20 protein-coding genes, 1 pseudogene and 1 riboswitch are annotated in these 23,703 nt (G+C 58.3%); of the genes and pseudogenes, 9 read left to right on the top strand and 12 right to left on the bottom strand.

Annotation, left to right across the window (positions count from 1 at the left end; all coding sequences use genetic code 11):
• Window positions 1–4: 4 nt before the first annotated feature.
• The 3 genes from araD to araB all read right to left on the bottom strand — a co-directional run bounded on the left by araD (window position 5) and on the right by araB (window position 4,011).
• On the bottom strand, window positions 5–700 hold the full coding sequence (araD, locus tag CSK29544_RS01050; protein WP_004386431.1) for an L-ribulose-5-phosphate 4-epimerase: 696 nt from the start codon (window positions 698–700) through the stop codon (window positions 5–7).
• 85 nt (window positions 701–785) lie between these two features.
• A complete protein-coding gene (gene araA / locus CSK29544_RS01045) occupies window positions 786–2,288 on the bottom strand; it encodes an L-arabinose isomerase (RefSeq protein WP_029039497.1) in 1,503 nt (500 codons plus the stop codon).
• 10 nt (window positions 2,289–2,298) lie between these two features.
• Window positions 2,299–4,011 carry a ribulokinase gene (gene araB, locus CSK29544_RS01040; protein ID WP_007895944.1) on the bottom strand — a complete coding sequence of 571 codons (1,713 nt, stop codon included), beginning with the start codon at window positions 4,009–4,011 and terminating at the stop codon, window positions 2,299–2,301.
• A 339-nt stretch (window positions 4,012–4,350) separates the two neighbouring features.
• Here araB and araC point away from each other — a divergent pair, with 339 nt between their 5' ends.
• Window positions 4,351–5,196 carry an arabinose operon transcriptional regulator AraC gene (gene araC / locus CSK29544_RS01035; RefSeq protein ID WP_085959000.1) on the top strand — a complete coding sequence of 282 codons (846 nt, stop codon included), beginning with the start codon at window positions 4,351–4,353 and terminating at the stop codon, window positions 5,194–5,196.
• A gap of 116 nt (window positions 5,197–5,312) precedes the next feature.
• Entirely contained in the window at window positions 5,313–6,083 is a 771-nt protein-coding gene (locus tag CSK29544_RS01030; protein ID WP_004386426.1) for a DedA family protein, read from the top strand.
• Here CSK29544_RS01030 and thiQ read toward each other — a convergent pair.
• From thiQ to sgrR, 4 genes are all read right to left on the bottom strand, one after another.
• Entirely contained in the window at window positions 6,077–6,778 is a 702-nt protein-coding gene (thiQ, locus tag CSK29544_RS01025) for a thiamine ABC transporter ATP-binding protein ThiQ (RefSeq protein ID WP_007895939.1), read from the bottom strand. The two genes, CSK29544_RS01030 and thiQ, sit on opposite strands and share 7 nt — an antisense overlap.
• Window positions 6,762–8,372, bottom strand: a complete 1,611-nt coding sequence (gene thiP / locus CSK29544_RS01020) for a thiamine/thiamine pyrophosphate ABC transporter permease ThiP (protein ID WP_029039498.1) — start codon at window positions 8,370–8,372, stop codon at window positions 6,762–6,764. Before thiP ends, thiQ begins: the two co-directional genes overlap by 17 nt.
• Complete coding sequence (thiB, locus tag CSK29544_RS01015) at window positions 8,348–9,331, bottom strand: thiamine ABC transporter substrate binding subunit (RefSeq protein WP_012125773.1); 984 nt, start codon at window positions 9,329–9,331, stop codon at window positions 8,348–8,350. The genes thiP and thiB overlap by 25 nt, the downstream gene beginning before the upstream one ends.
• A 32-nt stretch (window positions 9,332–9,363) precedes the next feature.
• Window positions 9,364–9,465, bottom strand: a riboswitch (TPP riboswitch).
• Between the two features lie 35 nt (window positions 9,466–9,500).
• Window positions 9,501–11,165 carry an HTH-type transcriptional regulator SgrR gene (sgrR, locus tag CSK29544_RS01010; protein ID WP_007895933.1) on the bottom strand — a complete coding sequence of 555 codons (1,665 nt, stop codon included), beginning with the start codon at window positions 11,163–11,165 and terminating at the stop codon, window positions 9,501–9,503.
• An 86-nt stretch (window positions 11,166–11,251) separates the two neighbouring features.
• Between sgrR and sgrT the strand changes: the two genes are divergently transcribed.
• Together sgrT and CSK29544_RS01000 are read left to right on the top strand one after the other, a co-directional pair.
• Window positions 11,252–11,416, top strand: coding sequence for a glucose uptake inhibitor SgrT (gene sgrT / locus CSK29544_RS01005; RefSeq protein WP_007847224.1), 165 nt, complete (start codon window positions 11,252–11,254; stop codon window positions 11,414–11,416).
• A gap of 119 nt (window positions 11,417–11,535) precedes the next feature.
• Window positions 11,536–12,714: a sugar efflux transporter gene (locus CSK29544_RS01000; protein WP_007895931.1), complete on the top strand. Its 1,179-nt coding sequence runs from the start codon at window positions 11,536–11,538 to the stop codon at window positions 12,712–12,714.
• Between the two features lie 117 nt (window positions 12,715–12,831).
• Here CSK29544_RS01000 and leuD read toward each other — a convergent pair whose 3' ends face one another.
• The 5 genes from leuD to leuL form a co-directional block, all read right to left on the bottom strand.
• Window positions 12,832–13,437, bottom strand: coding sequence for a 3-isopropylmalate dehydratase small subunit (leuD, locus tag CSK29544_RS00995; protein WP_007895930.1), 606 nt, complete (start codon window positions 13,435–13,437; stop codon window positions 12,832–12,834).
• Window positions 13,438–13,447: 10 nt separating this feature from the next.
• Window positions 13,448–14,848: a 3-isopropylmalate dehydratase large subunit gene (gene leuC / locus CSK29544_RS00990; protein WP_007783795.1), complete on the bottom strand. Its 1,401-nt coding sequence runs from the start codon at window positions 14,846–14,848 to the stop codon at window positions 13,448–13,450.
• Window positions 14,849–14,850: 2 nt separating this feature from the next.
• Window positions 14,851–15,942 (bottom strand): 3-isopropylmalate dehydrogenase, encoded by a 1,092-nt coding sequence (gene leuB, locus CSK29544_RS00985; RefSeq protein WP_007895927.1) that lies wholly within the window; start codon window positions 15,940–15,942, stop codon window positions 14,851–14,853.
• Window positions 15,942–17,513: a 2-isopropylmalate synthase gene (leuA, locus tag CSK29544_RS00980; RefSeq protein WP_029039499.1), complete on the bottom strand. Its 1,572-nt coding sequence runs from the start codon at window positions 17,511–17,513 to the stop codon at window positions 15,942–15,944. Before leuA ends, leuB begins: the two co-directional genes overlap by 1 nt.
• 97 nt (window positions 17,514–17,610) lie before the next feature.
• On the bottom strand, window positions 17,611–17,697 hold the full coding sequence (gene leuL / locus CSK29544_RS25135) for a leu operon leader peptide (RefSeq protein ID WP_100207198.1): 87 nt from the start codon (window positions 17,695–17,697) through the stop codon (window positions 17,611–17,613).
• Window positions 17,698–18,339: 642 nt separating this feature from the next.
• Between leuL and CSK29544_RS00975 the strand changes: the two genes are divergently transcribed.
• The 5 genes and pseudogenes from CSK29544_RS00975 to cra all read left to right on the top strand — a co-directional run bounded on the left by CSK29544_RS00975 (window position 18,340) and on the right by cra (window position 23,422).
• Window positions 18,340–19,037 (top strand): IS1-like element IS1B family transposase gene (locus CSK29544_RS00975; RefSeq protein WP_095033700.1). Its coding sequence is split into 2 segments (ribosomal slippage): window positions 18,340–18,589 and window positions 18,589–19,037, totalling 699 coding nucleotides; the frame shifts between segments, so codons are not numbered across the junction.
• Between the two features lie 50 nt (window positions 19,038–19,087).
• Window positions 19,088–19,621: pseudogene (leuO, locus tag CSK29544_RS00970) on the top strand (transcriptional regulator LeuO); the annotation flags it as partial.
• A gap of 400 nt (window positions 19,622–20,021) precedes the next feature.
• A complete protein-coding gene (ilvI, locus tag CSK29544_RS00965) occupies window positions 20,022–21,746 on the top strand; it encodes an acetolactate synthase 3 large subunit (RefSeq protein WP_004386412.1) in 1,725 nt (574 codons plus the stop codon).
• Window positions 21,747–21,748: 2 nt separating this feature from the next.
• Window positions 21,749–22,240, top strand: a complete 492-nt coding sequence (ilvN, locus tag CSK29544_RS00960; RefSeq protein WP_004386411.1) for an acetolactate synthase small subunit — start codon at window positions 21,749–21,751, stop codon at window positions 22,238–22,240.
• Between the two features lie 177 nt (window positions 22,241–22,417).
• Window positions 22,418–23,422 carry a catabolite repressor/activator gene (gene cra / locus CSK29544_RS00955; protein ID WP_007892907.1) on the top strand — a complete coding sequence of 335 codons (1,005 nt, stop codon included), beginning with the start codon at window positions 22,418–22,420 and terminating at the stop codon, window positions 23,420–23,422.
• Window positions 23,423–23,703 lie beyond the last annotated feature (281 nt).

Genomic DNA, 23,703 nt, shown 5'->3' with positions numbered 1-23,703 from the left:
CGGTTTACTGCCCGTAATACGCTTTCGCGCCGTGTTTGCGCAGATAATGTTTATCCAGCAGCGTCTGCTGCATTGGCGGCAGTTCCGGGGCGAGCTGGCGGCAGAAGATCCCCATATAGGCGATCTCTTCCAGCACGATCGCGTTATGCACCGCGTCGACCGCATCTTTACCCCAGGCGAACGGGCCGTGGGAGTGCACCAGCACGCCGGGCATCTGAGCCGGATCGATATCGCGCTGGCGGAAGGTTTCGGCGATCACCACGCCGGTTTCCCACTCATACGCGCCGTTGATCTCGTCATCCGTCATTTTACGAGTGCAGGGGATCTCCCCGTAAAAGTAATCGGCATGCGTGGTGCCGGTCGCCGGGATCGGCAGCCCCGCCTGCGCCCAGATTGTCGCGTGGCGCGAATGGGTATGCACAATGCCGCCGATCGTCGGGAACTGCTGATAGAGCAGGCGATGCGTGGGCGTATCGGACGATGGCTTTTTCGTGCCTTCGACGACTTCGCCGGTCTCGATGCTGACCACTACCATATCTTCTGCGGTCATCACGCTGTAATCGACGCCCGAGGGCTTGATAACAAACAGGCCGCGCTCGCGGTCAACGGCGCTCACGTTGCCCCACGTGAGCGTCACCAGATTATGCTTCGGCAGCGCCAGATTGGCTTCCAGCACCTGACGCTTGAGTTCTTCTAACATACCTCTCTCCACGCCGGATGACGTGTCGCGAGCGAGCCTGCGAAGTCACAGGCCCGGCGCACGACGCGTCACCGGGCACTGGGGTTTAACGTTTGAAGCCGTAATAGACTTCGTTCCAGCGCAGCGCGTCTTTAAACGCGGGCAGGCGGGTCTCGTTGTCGATCACGGCGAGTTCAAGGTCATGCATCTCCGCGAACAGGCGCATATCGTCGAGCGTCAGCGCCTGGCTGAAGACGGTATGGTGCGCGCCACCGGCGAGGATCCAGGCTTCAGACGCGGTCGGCAGATCCGGCTGCGCTTTCCACAGCGCGTTGGCCACCGGCAGCTTCGGCAGGTCGTGCGGGGTTTTTACCGCGTCGACGCAGTTCACCAGCAGGCGGAAACGATCGCCCAGATCGATAAGGCTGGCGTTGACGGCAGGACCGGTGGAGGTGGAGAAGATCAGGCGCGCCGGATCGGCTTTACCGCCAATGCCGAGGTATTGCACGTCGAGGATCGGTTTTTCCGGCGTGGCGATGGTCGGGCAGACTTCCAGCATGTGGGAGCCGAGCACCATGTCGTTGCCGTTCTCGAAGTTATAGGTGTAGTCCTCCATAAAGGAGGTGCCGCCTTCAAGGCCAGTCGACATCACTTTCATGATGCGCAGCAGCGCGGCGGTTTTCCAGTCGCCTTCGCCCGCAAAGCCGTAGCCCTGCTGCATCAGACGCTGTACCGCAAGGCCCGGCAGCTGTTTCAGTCCGTGTAAATCTTCAAACGTCGTGGTGAAGGCGTGGAAGCCGCCGTCCTCCAGGAAACGCTTCATGCCAAGTTCGATGCGCGCGGCGTCGAGGACGTTCTGGCGCTTGTCGCCGTTAATTTGCGCGGCAGGGGTCAGGCGGTAGCTGCTTTCATATTCATCCACCAGCGCGTTGATATCGCCTTCGCTGACGTCGTTAACCACGGCCACCAGATCGCCCACGCCCCAGGTGTTCACCGAGAAGCCGAACTTGATCTGCGCGGCGACTTTATCCCCTTCGGTCACGGCGACTTCACGCATGTTGTCGCCAAAGCGCGCCACTTTCAGGTGACGGGTATCCTGTTTCGATACCGCCTGGCGCATCCACGCGCCGAGACGCCCCTGAGACTGTTTGTCCTGCCAGTGCCCCGTCACCACGCTATGTTGCAGACGCATCCGCGCGCCGATGAAGCCGAACTCGCGGCCGCCGTGCGCGGTCTGGTTCAGGTTCATAAAGTCCATGTCGATGCTGCCCCACGGGATCTGCGCATTGAACTGGGTATGGAATTGCAGCAGCGGTTTGTTAAGGATGGAAAGGCCGTTGATCCACATCTTCGCCGGCGAGAACGTATGCAGCCAGACCACCAGACCCGCGCATTTGTCGTCATAGTTGGCGTCGCGGCAAATGGCGGTGATCTCGTCCGGCGTGGTGCCGAGCGGCTTCAACACCAGTTTGCACGGCAGCTTCGCTTCAGCGTTCAGCGCGTTCACCACCTGTTCGGCGTGCTGGTTGACCTGACGCAGCGTTTCAGGGCCGTAAAGGTGCTGGCTGCCAATCACAAACCACACTTCATACTGATCGAAAATTGTCATCATCGTGTCCTTAATGTGTCAGGGCCGCCTGGCCTGCGCGCTCGGCAGACTGCGGGATGGCGGCTGAAGGGAGATAGTGTTGTTCCGCGCTTTGCGACCATTGCTGGAAGCGGCGGTAGAGTTGTTCGAAGCGCGCGGCGCTCTCCGGCTGCGGCTGTAGCGTGCTTTCAATCTGGCTTGCCATCGCCTGCTGCGCCTGCGGGATATCGGCATGAGCGCCTGCGGCGACGGCGGCGAAAATGGCCGCGCCCAGCGCACAGCACTGATCGGAGGCGACGATTTGCAGCGGGCGGTTTAGTACGTCGCAACAGACCTGCATGATCACCGGGTTTTTACGGGCGATGCCGCCGAGCGCCATCACGTTATTCACCGCTATGCCCTGATCGACAAAACACTCCTGAATGGCGCGCGCACCAAAGGCGGTGGCGGCGATAAGCCCGCCGAAGAGCAGCGGCGCGTCGGTGGCGAGGTTAAGATCGGTAATGACGCCTTTCAGGCGCTGGTTGGCGAACGGCGTACGGCGGCCGTTAAACCAGTCGAGGATCACCGGCAGATGATCGAGCGACGGGTTTTTCGCCCAGGCTTCCGTAAGCGCAGGCAGCAGCTGTTTTTTGCTGGCTTCAATCTGGGGTTTCAGTTCCGGGTGCTGCTTCGCGAGCGTATCCAGCGGCCAGCCGAGCAGACGACCAAACCAGGCGTAGATATCGCCAAAGGCGGATTGCCCGGCTTCGAGGCCGATGAAATCCGGCACCACGCTGCCATCCACCTGACCACAAATACCTTTCACGGCGCGCTCGCCGACGTCTGCTTTCTCCGCCACCAGGATGTCGCAGGTGGAGGTGCCGATCACTTTCACGAGCGTATTCGGCTGTGCGCCCGCGCCGACCGCGCCCATATGGCAGTCAAACGCGCCGCCGGAAATCACCACGCTTTCCGGCAGGCCGAGGCGCTGCGCCCAGTCGGCGCACAGGTTGCCCACCGGAATGTCGGCGGTGAAGGTGTCGGTGAACATCGGGTAATCGAGATGCTGGTTAATCAGCGGATCAAGCTCATCGAAGAAGCTTGCCGGCGGCAGGCCGCCCCAGCTTTCATGCCACAGCGATTTATGACCGGCGCTGCAACGGCCGCGGCGAATATCCGCCGGGCGGGTGGTGCCGGAGAGCAGGGCAGGTACCCAGTCGCACAGCTCAATCCACGAGGCGGCGGCCTGCGCGACGGCGCTGTCCTGGCGCGTCACATGCAGGATCTTGGCCCAGAACCATTCACTGGAGTAAATCCCGCCGATGTAGCGCGAATAGTCCGTTTTGCCGGGCGTATGGCACAGGCGGGTGATTGCTTCCGCTTCCTCCACCGAGGTGTGATCTTTCCACAGCACGAACATCGCGTTGGGGTTGTCGGCAAACTCCGGATTAAGCGCCAGCACGTTACCGTCGGCGTCAATCGGGGCGGGCGTGGAGCCGGTGCTGTCAACGCCGATGCCAACCACGGCGGCGCGCTGCTCTGGCGAGAGTGCCGCCAGCACGGTTTTTAACGCCGCTTCCATTGATTCAATGTAATCCCGCGGATGATGGCGGAACTGGTTACGGGCCGCGTCGCAATAGCGCCCTTCCTGCCAGCGTGGATACCACTCCACGCTGGTGGCAAGCTCGGCACCGGTGGTGCAGTCCACCGCCAAAGCTCTCACCGAGTCGCTGCCAAAATCGAGTCCCAGCGCAATAGCCATCTTCATACTCCATGCGATAAACAAACATGGAGAGAACATTAGTTTTACCCCGCCAAAAGGGTCAGGGTGGATCCGCTGAACTTATGGACGAAAATGCTGTGAAGCGAGAATTTGTGACGCCACGCAAATATTCGATGTGGACATTTCTGCCGCGCTTATAGACACTTCGGTTATGGATTAAAAAGCCTGACAGCGAAGGCAATACAGGTTATTTTCTGTAATAAAGCGGGCTTAAGCCGCCGCCGCTGTTGTGCCAGGCGCTCAGGTGCCTGCCGCTGCTGGCGAAAATAACGATATGGACAAATGGTTTCTTCACTCTCGCTTCGGAGCGCCGTGAAAATGGCTGAAACGCAAAACGATCCTCTGCTGCCTGGTTACTCGTTTAACGCCCATCTTGTGGCCGGACTGACGCCGATTGAGGCCGACGGCTGGCTCGATTTTTTCATTGACCGGCCGCTCGGCATGAAAGGTTATATTCTCAACCTGACGGTGCGCGGCGAAGGGGTGGTGAAAAATCAGGGTAAAGAATATCTCTGCCGCCCCGGCGATATGCTGCTGTTCCCACCGGGCGAAGTGCATCACTATGGCCGTAACCCGGAGGCGAAAGAGTGGTATCACCAGTGGGTCTATTTCCGCCCGCGCGCCTACTGGCACGAGTGGCTGAACTGGCCCGCCATTTTCGCCAATACCGGTTTTTACTGCCCGGACGAGGCGCATCACGAACAGTTTTCTTCGCTGTTTCAGGCGATTATCGACGCCGCCCAGGGGCCGGGGCGTTATGCCGAGCTGCTGGCGATAAACTTGCTGGAGCAGTTGCTGCTGCGCCGCGTTGAGGCGATCAGCGAATCGCTGAAAGCGCCGCTCGACAGCCGCGTGCGCGATGCCTGCCAGTACATCAGCGATCACCTGGCCGACAGCCATTTTGATATTGCAAGCGTCGCTCAGCATGTCTGCCTGTCGCCGTCGCGCCTGTCGCATCTCTTCCGTCAGCAGTTGGGCGTCAGCGTGCTGAGCTGGCGCGAAGATCAGCGCATCAGCCAGGCGAAGCTTCTGCTCAGCACCACACGCATGCCGATAGCGAGCGTCGGGCGCAACGTGGGCTTTGAAGATCAGCTCTATTTCTCGCGTGTGTTTAAGAAATGCACCGGGGCGAGCCCGAGTGAATTCCGCGCCGGATGCGAATAACGCAACGTGGGTTTCGTGTCATGCCCGGTAAAGTAAAGTATGGTTAAAGAAGGATGGCTTGACGCAGGGCATAGCGCTCAGGAGAATCCTCTGTTCCACACTTTACCGGATGCGTTATGGAAGCCTTTCTGGAACACTTTATCACTCAGTCAGTCGCCTATTCGCTGATTGCTATTACGCTGGTAGCGTTCCTCGAATCCCTGGCGCTGGTCGGGTTACTGCTGCCCGGCACCGTACTGATGGCAGCCCTGGGCGCGCTCATCGGCAGCGGCGAGGTCAATTTCTATGAGGCCTGGGCCGTGGGGATTATTGGCTGCCTGCTTGGCGACTGGATCTCATTCTGGCTCGGCTGGCGCTTTAAGAAACCGCTGCACCGCTGGTCCTTCCTGAAAAAGCACAAGGCGCTGCTCGATAAAACCGAACACGCGCTGCATCAGCACAGCATGTTTACCATTCTCGTCGGGCGCTTTGTCGGGCCGACGCGCCCGCTGGTGCCGATGGTGGCGGGAATGCTCGACCTGCCGGTGCGTAAATTCCTCCCGCCGAATATCGTTGGCTGCCTGCTCTGGCCGCCGTTTTACTTTCTGCCGGGCATTCTCGCGGGCGCCGCTATCGACATTCCGCCGGAGATGAAAAGCGGTGCGTTTAAATGGTTGCTCGGCGGCGTGGCGCTGCTGATCTGGCTGGCGGCGTGGCTGCTCTGGCGCTGGTGGCGCAGCGGTAAAACGCAGGATCGCCTCACGCGCTATCTGCCGCGCGCGCGTCTGCACTGGCTGGCTCCCGGCGTGGCGGTGGCGGCGGCCGTGGCGCTGTTCGCCATTCAGAGCCACCCGCTGATGCCGGTGTATCGCAGCATTCTGTGGAAAGTGGTGACCGGCGCTCAGTGAGGCGTAATGCCGAGCAGCGCCGACGCGCTGGCCTCGCCGCTCAGCAACTGCGCGGTGGGGCCGTCCCAGACGATGCGTCCTTCAACCACCACCAGACTGCGCGCGGCGATGCGCGCCGCATCCTCCACGCTGTGCGACACCATGAGCAGCGTCGTGCCTTCCTCCTCGCATAAGGTTTCCAGCAGCGTCAGCATCTCCTGACGCAGCGCCGGATCGAGCGCGGAAAACGGCTCATCCAGCAGCAGAACGGGGCGCTTTCGCACCAGACAGCGCGCCAGCGCCGCCCGCTGACGCTGGCCGCCGGAGAGCGCGTCCGGCAGCCGCTCCAGCAGATCGCCAATCGCCATGTTGTCGGCTATCGCCTCGACCTGACGCTTCTGCTGCGCGTTCAGCCGCAGGCCGGGCGACAGCCCGAGCGCAATGTTCTGGCGCACCGTCAGATGGTTAAAGAGATTATTTTCCTGAAACAGCATCGACACCGGGCGTTTTGACGGCGGCGTGTGGGTGTGATCCGCGCCGTTGATAGTGAGCGTGCCGCTGGCGGGCGCGAGAAAACCGGCAATCAGATTGAGCAGCGTGCTTTTGCCCGCGCCGCTTGGCCCCAGTACCGCCACGCGTTCGCCCTCGCGCACGTCCAGCGTAAAGCGCATCGGCAGGTGGTGATACAGCCAGGTGAGATCAGTCAGTGTCAGCATGGCGCCCCGGAAGTTTTTCAATCAAGGTGAACAGCAGGAAACAGAGTAACAGCAGCAGCAGCGCCGTGACCGCGCCTGCGTCGCTGCGGTAGGCACCGATCTGCTGGTAGAGATAAAAGGGCAGCGTGCGGAAATCCTCATTGCCAAGCAGCGCCACGACGCCGAAGTCGCCAATCGACAATACGCAGGCGAACGCCATCGCCTGGGCGAGCGGCACCCGCAGCGCGCGAGTTTCCACCAGCCGCAGCCGGTTCAGGCCGCGTATCTCAAGCGACGCGCAGAGCGCGCCGTAACGCGCGGCGATATCGCGCATCGGGTTATCGAGCACTTTCAGCGCGTAAGGGATAGCCATCAGGGCGTTGGTAAAAATCACAATCGCATCGGCGCGTTCCGGCAGGCCGATGGTGGCGTTCAGCAGCAGGAAAAACCCGGTCGCCAGCACGATGCCCGGCATCGCGAGGATCAGCACACCGCAGAGCTCAAGGCTTTGTCCGGCAAGACGACGCTGGCGCAGGTACAGCTCGCGCGTGCTCCAGAGCAGCATCATGGTCAGGATAACGCACAGCCCCCCCGCGCAGAGCGCAATACGCAGCGACGTCCAGAGCGCGCGCCACAGCGCCGGGTCGGCCAGCGCATGGTTTATATCGCCGCGCAAGCCATCCACCAGCACCGCCAGCAGCGGCGGCAGGAGAAGCAAGAGTGCGGCACCAATCAGCGCTGAATCGGTAAGCTTGCTGCGCCACGAATCCTCCGGGTTGCGCCAGCCGCGTGCCAGCGTCGCGCCGACCGGAATCGCTTTGCTGAGCCGCTGGCTTAACAGAATAAGCGACAGGCAGCAGCCCATCTGGATAAGCGCCAGCAGCGCCGCGCGGCCCGGATCGTAGTCATAGCTCAGCGCCTGGTAGATGGCGAGCTCAATGGTTGTCGCCTGCGGCCCGCCGCCGAGCGCCAGCACCGTGGCGAAACTGGCGAAGCAGAGCATAAAAATGAGCGCCGCCACCGGCGGGATCTGGCGGCGCAGCCAGGGCCACTCCACCAGCCGGAAGAAGTCCCAGCCGCGCATGCCGAGCTGCGCGGCGAGCTGTCGCTGTTCGCCGGGGATCTGCATCAGCGTCTGGTAGAGCAGGCGGGTCGCCATCGGCATATTAAAAAAGAGATGCGCCAGCAGGATGCCCTGTAATCCATAAGGCGAGAACGTCCATTCGATGCCGAGCATTGCGCAGAGCGCGGCGAGCCAGCCGCTGCGCCCGTAGACGCTAAGTAGGCCGAAAATCGCCACCAGCACCGGCAGGATAAGCGTCATGGCGCACAGGCGCAGCAGCATTCGCCGCCCCGGAAAGCGGCGGCGGTAGAGCGCGCGGGCGAGTGGAATAGCGGGCACGACGGAAAGCAGCGCGGAGAGAAATGCCTGCCAGAACGAGAAGCGCACCACGTGCCACAGATAGCTGTCGTGCAGCAGCGCGCGTGCATCGGTGTGCGGCGCGTGTGTCCAGAGTGCTGCGAACGCCGCCAGCGCCACCGCCGCCATCAGCAGGGCGGCGGTGAGGCCGGGCCAGAGCCAGCCGGGGATCAGCGGCTCACGGCGCGTTGCCATTCACTCGTCCATTGCGCGCGCTGTGCGGCCACTTCCTGTGAGGTGAATTGCAGGGTGGTCTGCGGCCGGGTCAGCGCGTTAAAGCCTTCCGGCAGCGCGACGCTGGTCACCGGGTACATCCAGTTGCCGGCAGGAATTGCATTCTGGAACGCAGGCGAAACCATAAACTTCAGGAATTTTTCCGCCAGCGCCGGCTGTTTGCTGGCGGCGGTGCGTGCCGCGACTTCCACCTGCAGGTAGTGGCCTTCGCTGAAATTCGCGGCGGCGTAGTTCTCTTTTTTCTCTTCAATAATGTGGTAGGCGGGCGAGGTGGTGTAGCTCAGCACCAAATCGCCTTCGCCTTTCAGGAACAGGCCGTAGGCTTCGCTCCAGCCTTTGGTGACGGTAACGGTTTTTGCAGCGAGCTTCTGCCAGGCGTCCGGCGCGTTATCGCCATAGACTTTCTGCATCCACAGCAGCAGGCCGAGCCCCGGCGTGCTGGTGCGCGGATCTTCATAGATCACGCGCCATTTCTGATCGCTCTCAACCAGCTCTTTCAGGCTTTTCGGCGGGTTTTTCAGTTTGTTTTTGTCATAAACGAAGGCGAACCAGCCGTAGTCGAACGGTACAAAGGTGTCGTTATTCCAGCCGCCCGGCACGTTAACTTCACCTGCCGGAACGCCGCTTTTCGCGAACAGCCCGGTTGCGGTTGCGGCCTGAAGCAGGTTGTTATCCAGGCCCAGCACCACATCGGCTTTGCTGTTTTTGCCTTCCATGCGCAGGCGGTTAAGCAGCGAGACGCCATCTTCCAGCGCCACGAATTTCAGCTCGCAGCCGCAGTCGGCTTCAAAGGCGGTTTTAATTTTCGGGCCAGGGCCCCACTCCGAGGAGAAAGAGTCGTAGGTGTAGACGGTCAGAACAGGTTTGGCGAAAGCCGGAGCGGCGGCGAGCGCCAGCAGAGGAAGCAGTTTTTTTAACACTTTGCACCTTTATCAAATGGGGGCAAAGGATTTTGAGCGGTAGCCTCAAATCCCTTCGCCGGCGTTATCCGGATCAGGTTCGACGGGTATTATCTCAGCGCACCGGTCAGCCGGCAGCACCCCGTTGAGAACGGCCCATTGTAATGATTTGCGTAATGTTGCGAAAGGGTTACGGCTCCGGCGGCGCAAACCAGGCGGATTTAAAATCAAACCAGCCGAGCGTGTTCATGCGCACGCCGCGCATACTGCGCTGGCCCTGGAGCATCAGCCAGTGATGAATCAGCGGCAGAATGTCCTGACGCTCCAGCATCGTGCGGCACCACTGCGGCAGGTTCAGCGCGCCGGTGCGCCAGCGCTGCGCGTCGCCCTGCCAGTCGAGCGGGATGCAGCGCTGAATGAGCGGCACTTCGCACAGGTGCGCGAACAGCGAGAAATCGAGCGGCAGCGTAAAGTTGGCGCTGTTAAGCCACAGATCGCTGGTGATATCGCCCTGATACCACTCCTCATAGCTCACTTCCCGCAATTCCAGCTCCACCTGCTCCTGCGCCAGAATGTCGCGCAACAACGCGCCGATAATGCGGTTTTCATTGTGGTCGCCATAAAAGGTGAGCGTCAGACGCTCAAGCCCGGCGGGTTTCTGCGCCTCAGGAATTTGCGGCGCGTGGTGCCAGCGCGGCAGCAGGCCGTAAGCCGGAAACCAGAGGCGCTGATAGTGCGGCGCGGCGCGGTGCAGCAGGCGGGCAGGCGTAAAGCGCGAGCTTATCCAGCGGCGTACCTCCGGCATCGCGCCCACGCGCGAGCGGGAATCAAACAGCAGGTAGTAGCAGCCTTCTTCGAGGCGGCTTTCTACGGCTTTTTCGTCGGCGTCGCGCGTCGGGCCTTCAAGCTGAACGGCGCAGCTCAGCTCTTCGCCTATCTCCGGCAGTACCCAGAAATTCACTTCATCAATCAGCGCGCGATAGCCAAAGTAGTCATCAAAAGCGCGGATCTTAAGCTGGTTGCTGTTATTGCGTACCACCGCGTACGGGCCGGTGCCGACGGGCTGGTTCGCGAATTTCGGCAGCTCCGGCCATTCCCGCGGCAGGATCATCGCCGGCACGCTACCCATCAGCCACGGCAGCCAGTCGTCGGGCTCGCTCAGATGAATATCCAGCGTCCAGGCGGTGGGAGAGACCACTTCACGGATATGCGCGTAGAGCGGCAGGGCGCAGATGCGCTGGAGCGAGCTGATGACATCGAGCATGTCCAGCTCGCGGCCATGGTGAAAATGGATGCCGGGGCGTAAGAAAAAGCGCCAGTGGAAAGGGGAAATACGCTGCCAGTGGTGCGCGATGTCAGCTTCCAGTTCCCCGTTTTCCTCGTTTATGCGTGTCAGGCCGTTGAAAATCTGCCGGGCGATGTGGGTTTCTGAACGGCGCAAGGCGCTGCCGGGCAGCAGATTTTGCAGCGGGCGGTAATAGAGCACGCGCAGAATATGGCGTCCCTGGCGGAAACTGCGGCCCAGATGCGAGAGCAGCATCTGACGCACCGTGGATTTGTCGCCGACGATCTGCACCAGCTGATCGATTCTGTCCTGCTCCAGCAGATCTTCTGCCCGCTGCTGTTGCAGCGCGAGCCCGGTATAGAGGAACTGGAGCCTGGAGCGTTTGCCGCGTCCGGCCTCGGCTTCCCATGTCAGCCAGCCGCGCGCCTGCATGGCGTTCAGCAGCGTGCGCATGTGGCGGCGCGAGCAACTCAGCAGTTCGGCCAGTTCGTTGAGCGTCGTTTGCTGCGGCTTGCCATCACAGCATTGCCACAAACGAATGAATTGTTGTTGCAGACGACCTGAAGGCATAAAAGAGGAACTCCCGCTCGAAACTCATCAATTTAATATTCCCTATATTACGGCAATACTTCTCTTCGATGAAAGCGGAGGGGCTTATGAAAACGTCGTCAACATGCAGGTTTTATCAGCAGTATTTCAGCGCAACGCAACGTCTTTCCGGCTCATGGCTGGCCCGCCTGAACGGTAAAACGCCGCAACGAATGCTGGATGAGATCATGCAGTGGGATGTGACATTCCCGGTGACGTTTAAGCGCCGCTAAGCGGACATCACGTGTAACTGAGTATTGGTGCTTTTCACCTGCCAGCAGTGTGCTACTGCTGGCTTTTTTCGTCTATTATGAGCACGATTTCGCCCGCCTCAACTGAAAGGATGCGCCCGATGCTGTGGTTTCTTACGTTTGTCCGACGGCTTAATGTCGTCTATCTCGCTTTTATGGTCGTCGCGTTCATGATGGGCGTGGCAGGCGCGCTGCAGGCGCCGACGCTGAGCCTGTTTTTAAGCCGTGAAGTGGGCGCGCCGCCGTTCTGGGTCGGGCTGTTTTATACGGTGAACGCGATTGCCGGGATTGCCGTCAGCCTGCTACTGGCGAAGCGCTCCGACAGCCGGGGCGACCGACGCAAGCTGATCCTTTTTTGCTGCCTGATGGCGGTCGGCAACTGTGTGCTGTTCGCCTTTAACCGTCACTACCTGACGCTGATTACCGCAGGCGTGCTGCTGGCGTCGCTTGCGAATACCGCCATGCCGCAGCTTTTCGCGCTGGCGCGTGAGTATGCCGATAACTCTGCCCGCGAGGCGGTGATGTTCAGTTCGGTCATGCGCGCCCAGCTTTCGCTCGCGTGGGTTATCGGGCCGCCGCTGTCGTTTATGCTGGCGCTGAGTTTCGGCTTTACCACCATGTTTTTAATCGCCGCCGGGATTTTTATCCTGAGCCTGGTGATTATCTTTTTCGCGCTGCCCTCGGTGGCGCGTATTGAACAGCCCGCCGATGTGGCCATCACGCAGGTGAGCGGCTGGAAGGACAAGAACGTTCGGATGCTGTTTATCGCCTCCGTGCTGATGTGGACCTGCAATACGATGTATATCATCGATATGCCGCTGTGGGTGAGCCAGGAGTTGGCGCTGCCGGAGAGCCTCGCGGGCGTGCTGATGGGCACCGCGGCGGGGCTTGAGATCCCGGCGATGCTGCTGGCCGGGTTTTACGTGAAGCGGTTCGGTAAAAAGCCAATGATGCTGCTGGCGGTGGCTGCGGGCGTGCTGTTCTACGCCGGGCTTAATCTCTTTCACAGTCGCGAGGCGCTGCTTGGGTTGCAGCTCTTTAACGCGCTGTTTATCGGGATTGTCGCCGGGCTTGGGATGATCTGGTTTCAGGATTTGATGCCGGGGCGCGCGGGTTCCGCTACCACGCTTTTCAGCAACAGTATTTCGACGGGTGTGATCCTGGCGGGTGTGGTGCAAGGGGCGCTGGTGGAGAGTTTCGGGCATTACGCGGTATACCCGGTGATGACCGGGGTTGCGCTGGTGGCGCTGTGGCTGACGAGTCGGGTTAAAGACGTGTAAGTCATTGTCTGATGGCGGGTGCGCTGCGCTTACCCGCCCTACAAACTCTTAAACGTATTTTCGTAGGGCGGGTAAGCCACGCGCACCCGCCGTAAACACCAGGTAAACCGCAAAAACTCACCCCATAAACGCGGGCTGTTTTTTCTCATACGCCGCGATGGCGTCCTCGTGCTGCAACGTCAGGCCGATACTGTCCAGTCCGTTCAGCATGCAGTGGCGACGAAACGCGTCGATGTTAAAGCTATACGTCTTATCGCCCGCTTTCACCACTTGCGCTTCTAAATCCACTTCAAAGCGAATGCCAGGGTTGGCCTTCACCAGCGCAAACATCTCATCCACTTCTTCATCGCTGAGCGTCACCGGCAGCAGCTGGTTGTTAAAGCTGTTGCCGTAGAAGATATCGGCGAAACTCGGCGCAATCACCACTTTAAACCCGTAATCGGTCAGTGCCCACGGGGCGTGCTCGCGCGACGAGCCGCAGCCGAAGTTTTCACGCGCCAGCAGGATAGACGCGCCCTGATACTCCGGGAAATTCAGCACAAACTCCGGGTTCGGCTGCTGGCCTTTGTCATCCAGAAAACGCCAGTCGTTAAACAGATGCGCGCCAAAGCCGGTACGCGTCACCTTTTGCAGGAATTGCTTCGGGATAATCGCGTCGGTATCCACGTTCGCCGCATCCAGCGGAACTACCAGACCGGTGTGTTGGGTAAATTTCTCTGCCATGGGGTTCCCCTTATTTCAGACTACGGATATCGGCGAAACGGCCGGTTACAGCGGCGGCGGCGGCCATCGCCGGGCTGACCAGGTGCGTGCGCCCGCCGCGGCCCTGACGGCCTTCAAAGTTACGGTTGCTGGTTGAGGCACAGCGCTCGCCCGGGTTCAGGCGGTCGTTGTTCATCGCAAGGCACATCGAGCAGCCAGGCAGACGCCATTCAAAACCAGCCTCAATGAAAATCTTATCCAGCCCTTCGGCTTCCGCCTGTGCTTTCACCGGGCCTGAGCCTGGCACCACCAGCGCCTGAACGCCGGGCGCCACTTTACGACCACGGGCAATTTCAGCCGCGGCGCGCAGATCTTCAATGCGCGAGTTGGTGCAGGAGCCGATAAACACTTTATCGATAGCCACATCAGTCAGCGGCACGCCGGGCTTGAGGCCCATATAGGCCAGCGCTTTCTCGGCGGAGGCGCGCTCAACCGGATCGGCGAATGAGGCCGGATCGGGAATGGCGTCGCTTACGGCGATCACCTGGCCTGGGTTGGTGCCCCAGGTGACTTGCGGGGCTATCTCTTCGGCATTGAGCGTGACAACCGCGTCAAACTGCGCGCCGTCGTCGGTTTTCAGGGTTTTCCAGTACGCCACGGCCTCGTCGAAATCCTGGCCTTTCGGCGCATGCAGACGGCCTTTAACATAGTTGAAGGTCGTTTCATCCGGTGCCACCAGGCCCGCTTTGGCACCCATTTCGATCGCCATGTTGCACAGCGTCATGCGGCCTTCCATGCTGAGCGCGCGGATAGCGTCGCCGCAGAATTCCACCACATAGCCGGTGCCGCCGGCGCTGCCGGTTTTACCGATAATCGCCAGCACGATATCTTTCGCGGTGATACCCGGCGCGGCGCGGCCATTGACCTCGATTTTCATGGTCTTCGCGCGGCCCTGTTTGAGCGTCTGGGTTGCCAGCACATGCTCCACTTCCGAAGTGCCGATGCCGAACGCCAGCGCGCCGAACGCGCCGTGGGTCGCGGTGTGGGAATCGCCGCAGACGATGGTCATGCCCGGCAGGGTGATGCCCTGTTCTGGCCCCATCACGTGCACGATGCCCTGATACGGATGATTCAAATCGTACAGCTCAACGCCGAACTCGTTGCAGTTTTTAATCAGCTCCTGCATCTGAATGCGGGCCATTTCACCGGACGCATTAATGTCTTTGGTCTGGGTGGAGACGTTGTGATCCATCGTGGCGAAGGTTTTACGCGGCTGGCGCACCGGGCGGCCATGGGCGCGCAGGCCGTCAAATGCCTGCGGCGAGGTGACTTCATGCACCAGATGACGGTCGATGTAGAGCAGCGGCGTTTCGTTCGGGGCCTCATGAACCACGTGAGCGTCAAACAGCTTCTGATATAAGGTCTTTGCCATGGTTACACCCCTTCGGCCACATAGCGGGCGATGATATCGCCCATTTCATCGGTGCTGACAGCCTGGCCGCCGCGGGCCAGGTCGCCGGTACGCACGCCTTCTGCGAGCGCGCGGTTAATCGCGTTTTCAATCGCCGTCGCCGCGTCGTCGGCTTCCAGGCTGTAGCGCAGCAGCAGCGACAGCGAGAGGATCTGGGCTATCGGGTTGGCGATGTTTTTCCCGGCGATATCCGGCGCGGAGCCGCCTGCCGGCTCGTAAAGGCCAAAGCCCTGCTCGTTGAGGCTCGCGGAAGGCAGCATCCCCATAGAGCCGGTGATCATGGCGCATTCGTCAGACAGAATATCGCCAAACAGGTTGGAGCAGAGCAGCACGTCGAACTGCGACGGATCTTTAATCAGCTGCATGGTGGCGTTGTCGATGTACATGTGCGCCAGCTCGACGTCCGGGTACTCTTTGCCGATTTCATTGACGATTTCACGCCATAGCAGCGAGGTTTGCAGCACGTTCGCTTTATCAATCGAGGTGACTTTATTACGGCGTTTGCGCGCCGACTCAAACGCGATGCGGGCGATGCGTTCGATTTCAAAACGGTGGTAGACCTCGGTGTCGAACGCTTTTTCATGCATGCCGCTGCCTTCACGGCCCTTCGGCTGGCCGAAATAAATACCGCCGGTCAGCTCGCGCACGCAGAGGATGTCAAAGCCGTTGGTGGCGATATCGGCGCGCAGCGGGCAAAATTCTTCCAGCCCCGGGTAGAGCTTCGCCGGGCGCAGGTTGCTGAACAGTTTGAAGTGTTTACGCAGCGGCAGCAGCGCGCCGCGCTCCGGCTGCTGCGCTGGCGGCAGATTTTCCCACTTCGGGCCGCCGACCGAGCCAAAGAGAATAGCATCGGCCTGCTCGCAGCCTTCCACGGTTGCCTGCGGCAGCGGGTTGCCGTGGCGATCGATGGCAATGCCGCCAACGTCGTAGTGGCTGGTGGTGATACGCATATCAAAACGACCACGAACGGCATCCAGTACTTTCAGGGCTTGCGCCATCACTTCCGGGCCAATACCGTCGCCCGGCAAAACTGCAATATGATAATTTTTAGACATCACACGGTTTCCTGATTGTGTTCTTTATTCTGTGCTTTGCGTTGCAATTCTTTCTCGACTTCACCGGCGCGCCAGATGTTGTTCAGCACGTTGATCATCGCGCGGGCGGAGGATTCGACGATATCGGTCGTCAGCCCCACGCCGTGGAAGTGGCGGCCGTTGTAGCTGACCACGATATCCACCTGGCCCAGCGCGTTTTTGCCATGGCCTTTTGCGCCTAACTGATATTTCACCAGCTCAATGTCGTAATCGGTAATGCGGTTGATGGCCTGATAGACGGCATCGACCGGGCCGTTGCCGTTAGCGGCTTCGGCTTTGATCTCCTCGCCGCAGGCGAGCTTCACAGAGGCGGTCGCCATGGCGTTTGAGCCGGACTGCACACTGAAATATTCCAGACGGAAATGCTCAGGCTCTTCCTGCTGTTTATTAATAAAGGCCAGCGCTTCCAGATCGTAATCAAACACCTGGCCTTTTTTGTCGGCCAGTTTCAGGAAGGCATCGTACAGGTCATCCAGGTTGTAGTCGTTTTCTTGGTAGCCCATCTCCTCCATGCGATGCTTCACGGCAGCGCGGCCGGAGCGGGAGGTCAGGTTCAGTTGCACCTGATTCAGGCCGATGGATTCCGGCGTCATGATTTCGTAGTTTTCGCGGTTTTTCAGGACGCCGTCCTGGTGGATGCCGGACGAGTGGGCGAAGGCGCCAGAGCCGACCACCGCTTTGTTCGCCGGGATCGGCATGTTGCAGATCTGGCTCACCGTCTGGCTGGTGCGCCAGATCTCCTGGTGATTAATGCGGGTGTGGACGTTCATCAGGTTCTGGCGCAGCTTGATAGCCATAATGACTTCTTCCAGCGCGCAGTTGCCCGCGCGTTCGCCGATACCATTTAACGTACCTTCCACCTGACGCGCGCCCGCCTGCACGGCGGCCAGGGCGTTGCCGACGGCCATGCCCAGATCGTCATGGGTATGAACGGAGATAACCGCTTTATCGATGTTCGGTACGCGCTCGTACAGGCCGCTGATGATATTGCTGAATTCGAAAGGCAGGGTGTAGCCGACGGTGTCCGGGATATTAATGGTGGTGGCACCCGCGTTGATGGCGGCTTCCACCACGCGCGCCAGATCGGCAATCGGCGTGCGGCCTGCGTCTTCGCAGGAGAATTCGACGTCATCGGTATAGTTGCGGGCGCGCTTTACCATATAAACGGCGCGCTCAATCACTTCATCCAGGGTGCTGCGCAGTTTGGTCGCGATGTGCATCGGCGAGGTGGCGATGAAAGTGTGAATACGAAACGCCTCGGCAACTTTCAGGGATTCGGCGGCCACATCGATATCTTTTTCCACGCAGCGCGCCAGGGCGCAGACGCGGCTGTTTTTTACCTGACGGGCAATGGTCTGGACCGACTCGAAATCGCCCGGCGAAGAGACCGGAAAACCGACCTCCATGACATCGACACCCATGCGCTCAAGCGCCAGCGCGATTTGCAGTTTTTCCTTTACGCTCAGGCTCGCCTGGAGCGCCTGCTCACCGTCACGCAATGTGGTATCAAAAATAATGACTTGCTGGCTCATGGTTGGTGTCCTTTTTTGTCCTGGGGCGCCTTGCGTGAGCATAAAAAAACCCGCGCAGCGGCGCGGGTTTTTTATTTCTGATGACCTGACTCAAGCGTTACCGCTGAACGTCGCGCACCAGTCTACCGCGCACTGAGGATGCGTTTAGTAGTAGTAGACCAGCGAAACGAACGATGCGAATCATGAATCATGTCCCGAATAAATGCGTTAACAGGCTTTTAGTGGTACTTGATACCACAGACCATGTCAACCCCCTGTCCGTAATTCTACAGTTAACCCAAACGGGCGACGCCAGATGCGGATTTAGTGGATTATGCTGAGTAATCGCAGTTATATAAAATATATGTATACGTTAAGCGAGGCGTAAGTGTTGAAGCCCTTTGGATGCGCATTTTTAGTTCCTTTTTATCGGTTTAATTGCGTTAGATTATTTATCATATCAATGAATTAAAAGCGCGAGTGAGGATGTGATGACATTTGAGCGTGAATAATTCAAAGCACGCCGTCGCATTTATTAAAAAAGTGAAGTATTTACGAAAACTTAATTGATAATTCATTAAGTGAATTATTGTTTATTCGTCTTTTTTATGATTTGATCGGGCTGTAAGAAAAGTACCATGATAAACAAGGTCCTAAAATATCAGGAGATTTATTTTTATTGTCTATTAATGAACTTTTAATTCAAAACAGCAACTTTTTATGAGTTTTTGAACCTCCTCTTTTGCCTGAAATTGCTACATGATAAACGGAATGTTCTGGGTAATGCATGCAGGTGATGCTGCCAACTTACTGATTTAGTGTATGATGGTGTTTTTGAGGTGCTCCAGTGGCTTCTGTTTCTATCAGCTGTCCCTCCTGTTCAGCTACTGACGGGGTGGTGCGTAACGGCAAAAGCACCGCCGGACATCAGCGCTATCTCTGCTCTCACTGCCGTAAAACATGGCAACTGCAGTTCACTTACACCGCTTCTCAACCCGGTACGCACCAGAAAATCATTGATATGGCCATGAATGGCGTTGGATGCCGGGCAACCGCCCGCATTATGGGCGTTGGCCTCAACACGATTTTCCGCCATTTAAAAAACTCAGGCCGCAGTCGGTAACCTCGCGCATACAGCCGGGCAGTGACGTCATCGTCTGCGCGGAAATGGACGAACAGTGGGGATACGTCGGGGCTAAATCGCGCCAGCGCTGGCTGTTTTACGCGTATGACAGGCTCCGGAAGACGGTTGTTGCGCACGTATTCGGTGAACGCACTATGGCGACGCTGGGGCGTCTTATGAGCCTGCTGTCACCCTTTGACGTGGTGATATGGATGACGGATGGCTGGCCGCTGTATGAATCCCGCCTGAAGGGAAAGCTGCACGTAATCAGCAAGCGATATACGCAGCGAATTGAGCGGCATAACCTGAATCTGAGGCAGCACCTGGCACGGCTGGGACGGAAGTCGCTGTCGTTCTCAAAATCGGTGGAGCTGCATGACAAAGTCATCGGGCATTATCTGAACATAAAACACTATCAATAAGTTGGAGTCATTACCCATAAAACACTATCAATAAGTTGGAGTCATTACCCGCGCCCAATATTCATTTAGTCTTTAAATCTTCTTTAAATCAGAATATCGAACATCAACTGCGATACCAGGAGACCGAATTTGTCATTGGTTACGATGAATTCCGTCGCCCGGAGTTTACCTGCGTACCGCTATTTAAAGATGAAATGGTGCTGGTAAGCAGTAAGAGCCATCCGCGTAAGGATAATTTGTTACGTGAAAGTGAAGTATTTAAAGAGCAGCATGCGGTGGTGGCGTTAGATCGTTTTAGCTCTTTTAGTTTGCCGTGGTATGACACCGCAGAAAAACAGGCCGCCATCGCTTATCAGGGTATGGCGCTGACCAGCGTATTAAATGTCGTATCGCGCACGAATCTTATTACCATCGCGCCGCGCTGGCTGGCGCAGGATTATGAGCAGTCGCTGCAACTGCAAATTATGCCGCTGCCGTTTAAATTAAACAGCCGTACCTGTTATCTCTCCTGGCATGAAGCGGCCGGGCGCGATAAGGGCCATCAATGGATGGAAGAGCTGTTATCAAACGTCTGTCGGCGATAACCGACGCTGAAAAAAAAACGGGTGGCAGTAGCCGCCCGTTTTTCTGTAGATGCTCTCTTTCGTGATATTTTATTCTGTTATTAATCCCTGCTTCGTGGCGCATTCCCTTCCCGCCGTTTTTTTTGATTTATCACTGTCAGAAATGGGCGTTGCGAAATTAACGGTCATAAGCGCCGCTTATATTCAGCATATCTCTCCGTTTAATCGCTTTTCTTCAGCGTCGCGACGCCATTTGGCGCGCCCGGCGACGCCTGATTGCTAATTGCCTGCCTCATTTTCAGCGGTTATGTTAGGGGAAACCCATAACGATAATTAACGACAGGGCATCACACCTGTACCAGTGACCGTGCGGAAAATGACTTCTGCCGTCAGTCCGTAAACAAAAGCCTGGAGGCAAACCATGGAGATGTTGTCTGGAGCCGAGATGGTCGTCCGATCGCTTATCGATCAGGGCGTAAAGCAAGTATTCGGTTACCCCGGTGGCGCGGTGCTTGATATTTATGACGCGCTACATACCGTTGGCGGTATTGATCATGTGCTGGTGCGCCATGAGCAAGCCGCGGTGCATATGGCGGATGGTCTGGCGCGCGCGACCGGTGAGGTGGGCGTGGTGCTGGTGACTTCCGGCCCTGGCGCCACCAACGCGATTACCGGTATCGCTACGGCTTATATGGACTCCATTCCGCTGGTGGTGCTGTCAGGCCAGGTCGCAACCTCGCTGATTGGCTACGATGCATTTCAGGAGTGCGACATGGTGGGGATCTCCCGCCCGGTGGTTAAACACAGTTTCCTGGTGAAGCAAACCGAAGATATCCCGACGGTGCTGAAAAAGGCGTTCTGGCTCGCCGCCAGCGGCAGACCAGGCCCGGTGGTGGTCGATTTGCCGAAAGATATCCTCAACCCGGCGAAAAAGCTGCCGTATGTCTGGCCGGAAACCGTCAGCATGCGCTCTTACAACCCGACAACGCAGGGCCATAAAGGGCAGATCAAACGCGCCCTGCAGACGCTTATCGCCGCGAAAAAGCCGGTCATGTACGTGGGCGGCGGCGCGATTACCGCCGCCTGTGAAAATGAACTGCGCGCCGTGGCGGAAAAACTCAACGTGCCGGTGGTCTCTTCATTAATGGGGCTGGGCGCTTTTCCGGGCACGCACCGCCAGGCGCTGGGGATGCTGGGGATGCACGGCACCTTTGAAGCGAACATGACGATGCATAATGCGGACGTTATTTTCGCAGTCGGCGTGCGCTTTGACGATCGCACGACCAATAACCTCGCGAAGTACTGCCCGAACGCCACCGTGCTGCATATCGATATCGACCCGACGTCTATCTCTAAAACCGTGGCGGCGGATGTGCCGATTGTCGGCGATGCGCGCCAGGTGCTGAGTCAGATGCTGGAGCTGCTGGGCCAGGAAGAGAGCCAGCAGCCGCTGGACGATATTCGCGACTGGTGGCAGCAGATTGAACAGTGGCGCGCCCGTCAGTGCCTGAATTACGACCGCGAAAGCGGCAGTATTAAACCGCAGGCGGCTATCGAAACGCTGTATCGTCTGACCAAAGGCGATGCCTACGTGACGTCCGATGTAGGCCAGCATCAGATGTTTGCGGCGCTCCATTACACCTTTGATAAACCGCGCCGCTGGATAAACTCCGGCGGGCTTGGGACGATGGGCTTCGGCTTGCCGGCGGCGCTCGGCGTGAAGCTCGCGTTACCGGAAGAGACCGTCGTGTGTGTGACCGGTGACGGCAGTATCCAGATGAATATTCAGGAGCTTTCCACCGCGCTGCAATATGAGTTGCCGGTACTGGTGCTTAACCTCAACAACCGCTATCTGGGCATGGTGAAGCAGTGGCAGGACATGATTTACTCTGGACGCCACTCGCAGTCCTATATGGAATCGCTGCCGGATTTCGTCAAACTGGCGGAGGCTTACGGCCATATCGGGATTTCCATCACCCGCCCGGAAGAGCTGGAAAGCAAACTCAGCGAGGCGCTGGAACATGTGCGCAATAACCGGCTGGTGTTTGTCGATGTCACCGTGGACGGCACCGAGCACGTTTATCCGATGCAGGTTCGCGGCGGTGGAATGGATGAAATGTGGTTAAGCAAAACGGAGAGAACCTGATTATGCGCCGGATATTATCAGTATTGCTGGAAAACGAATCGGGCTCGTTGTCTCGTGTGATTGGGCTTTTCGCACAGCGCGGCTATAACATCGAAAGCCTGACCGTAGCACCGACCGACGATCCGACACTCTCCAGGATGACCATCCAGACGGTCGGTGACGAAAAAGTCCTTGAGCAGATCGAAAAGCAGCTGCATAAGCTGGTGGACGTGCTGCGCGTCAGCGAGCTGGGGCAGGGCGCGCATGTCGAGCGCGAAATCATGCTGGTGAAAATTCAGGCGAGCGGTTACGGGCGTGAAGAAGTTAAACGCAGCGCGGAGATTTTTCGCGGGCAGATTATCGACGTCACGCCGTCGCTTTATACCGTGCAGCTGGCGGGTACCAGCGAAAAGCTCGACGCGTTTCTCGCAAGCATTCGCGATGTGGCGAAAATTGTGGAAGTGGCGCGCTCTGGCGTAGTGGGGCTCTCCCGCGGCGAAAAGATCATGCGTTAGTCCTGTTATTGCCTTGTTATGCATCCGCCCGGCACCTGCCGGGCTTTTTTTTGCAGCGGGCGCGACAGGCGCGCGCAAAAGCAGTTGCTCAGGGTACTATTCTGCGCTTAGATGTTAAGGATTTTAACTTATAACCCTTGAAAGGTTATGGAGTAACACTCTTGTTAAGGGGTAAACGTGAAACTGGATGAAATCGCGCGGCTGGCTGGCGTGTCGCGCACCACGGCGAGCTACGTCATTAATGGAAAAGCCCGGCAGTACCGTGTGAGTGATAAAACCGTTGAGAAAGTGATGGCGGTGGTGCGTGAGCATAATTACCACCCGAACGCCGTCGCCGCAGGCCTGCGCGCAGGAAGAACACGCTCGATTGGCCTTGTTATCCCCGATCTTGAAAACACCAGCTATACCCGCATCGCCAACTATCTTGAGCGCCAGGCGCGCCAGCGCGGATATCAGCTGCTTATCGCCTGTTCTGAAGATCAGCCCGATAACGAAATGCGCTGCATTGAGCATCTGCTGCAACGCCAGGTTGACGCTATCATCGTTTCCACTTCTTTACCGCCTGAACATCCGTTTTATCAGCGCTGGGCGAACGACGCATTTCCGATCGTGGCGCTGGACCGGGCGCTGGATCGCGAACACTTCACCAGCGTTGTCGGTGCCGATCAGGACGACGCGGAAATGCTGGCAAGCGAGCTGCGCACGTTTCCGGCTGAAACCGTCCTCTATCTGGGCGCGCTGCCGGAGCTCTCAGTAAGTTTTCTGCGTGAGCAGGGTTTTCGCAACGCATGGAAAGATGACCCGCGCGAAGTGCACTTCCTTTATGCCAACAGCTACGAGCGTGAAGCCGCCGCCGCGCTGTTTGAAAAATGGCTGGAAACGCACCCGATGCCACAGGCGCTGTTCACCACCTCTTTCGCTTTATTGCAGGGCGTCATGGACGTGACGCTGAAGCGCGAAGGGCGCTTGCCGTCAGAGCTCGCTATCGCGACGTTTGGCGATAACGAACTGCTCGATTTCCTGCAATGCCCGGTTCTTGCCGTGGCGCAGCGCCATCGCGATGTCGCGGAGCGCGTGCTGGAGCTGGTGCTGGCAAGCCTCGATGAGCCACGCAAACCACGGCCTGGTCTCACCCGTATTCGCCGTAATCTATACCGGCGCGGTAGTTTAAGCCGTCGTTAAAGCTAAGTGCAAAAAGATAAAAAGGCAGCTTCGGCTGCCTTTTCTTTGGATTCAGATAATTCCGGCACCTTTTTACACATTCTGACACTCCCTCTCCTGACGATGAAGAAACGGTGTGAGCTACCGTATAAGTGGTAACCAATCATTTCTTGTGTGTAAATTTGTAACCGGGCAGATGTCTTAAGCCGCAGGCGTATGGTTTTTGTTTTCAGGTGTTTCCCGAACGGTTGAGAAAAGCGCGCTAAACCACAGCAGACGCTGTTAACTCCAGGGCTTTTCCC

Origin of the sequence: Cronobacter sakazakii, assembly GCF_000982825.1 — a bacterium.
GTDB lineage: Bacteria > Pseudomonadota > Gammaproteobacteria > Enterobacterales > Enterobacteriaceae > Cronobacter > Cronobacter sakazakii.
This window is presented reverse-complemented; position numbering and strand designations above follow the sequence as displayed.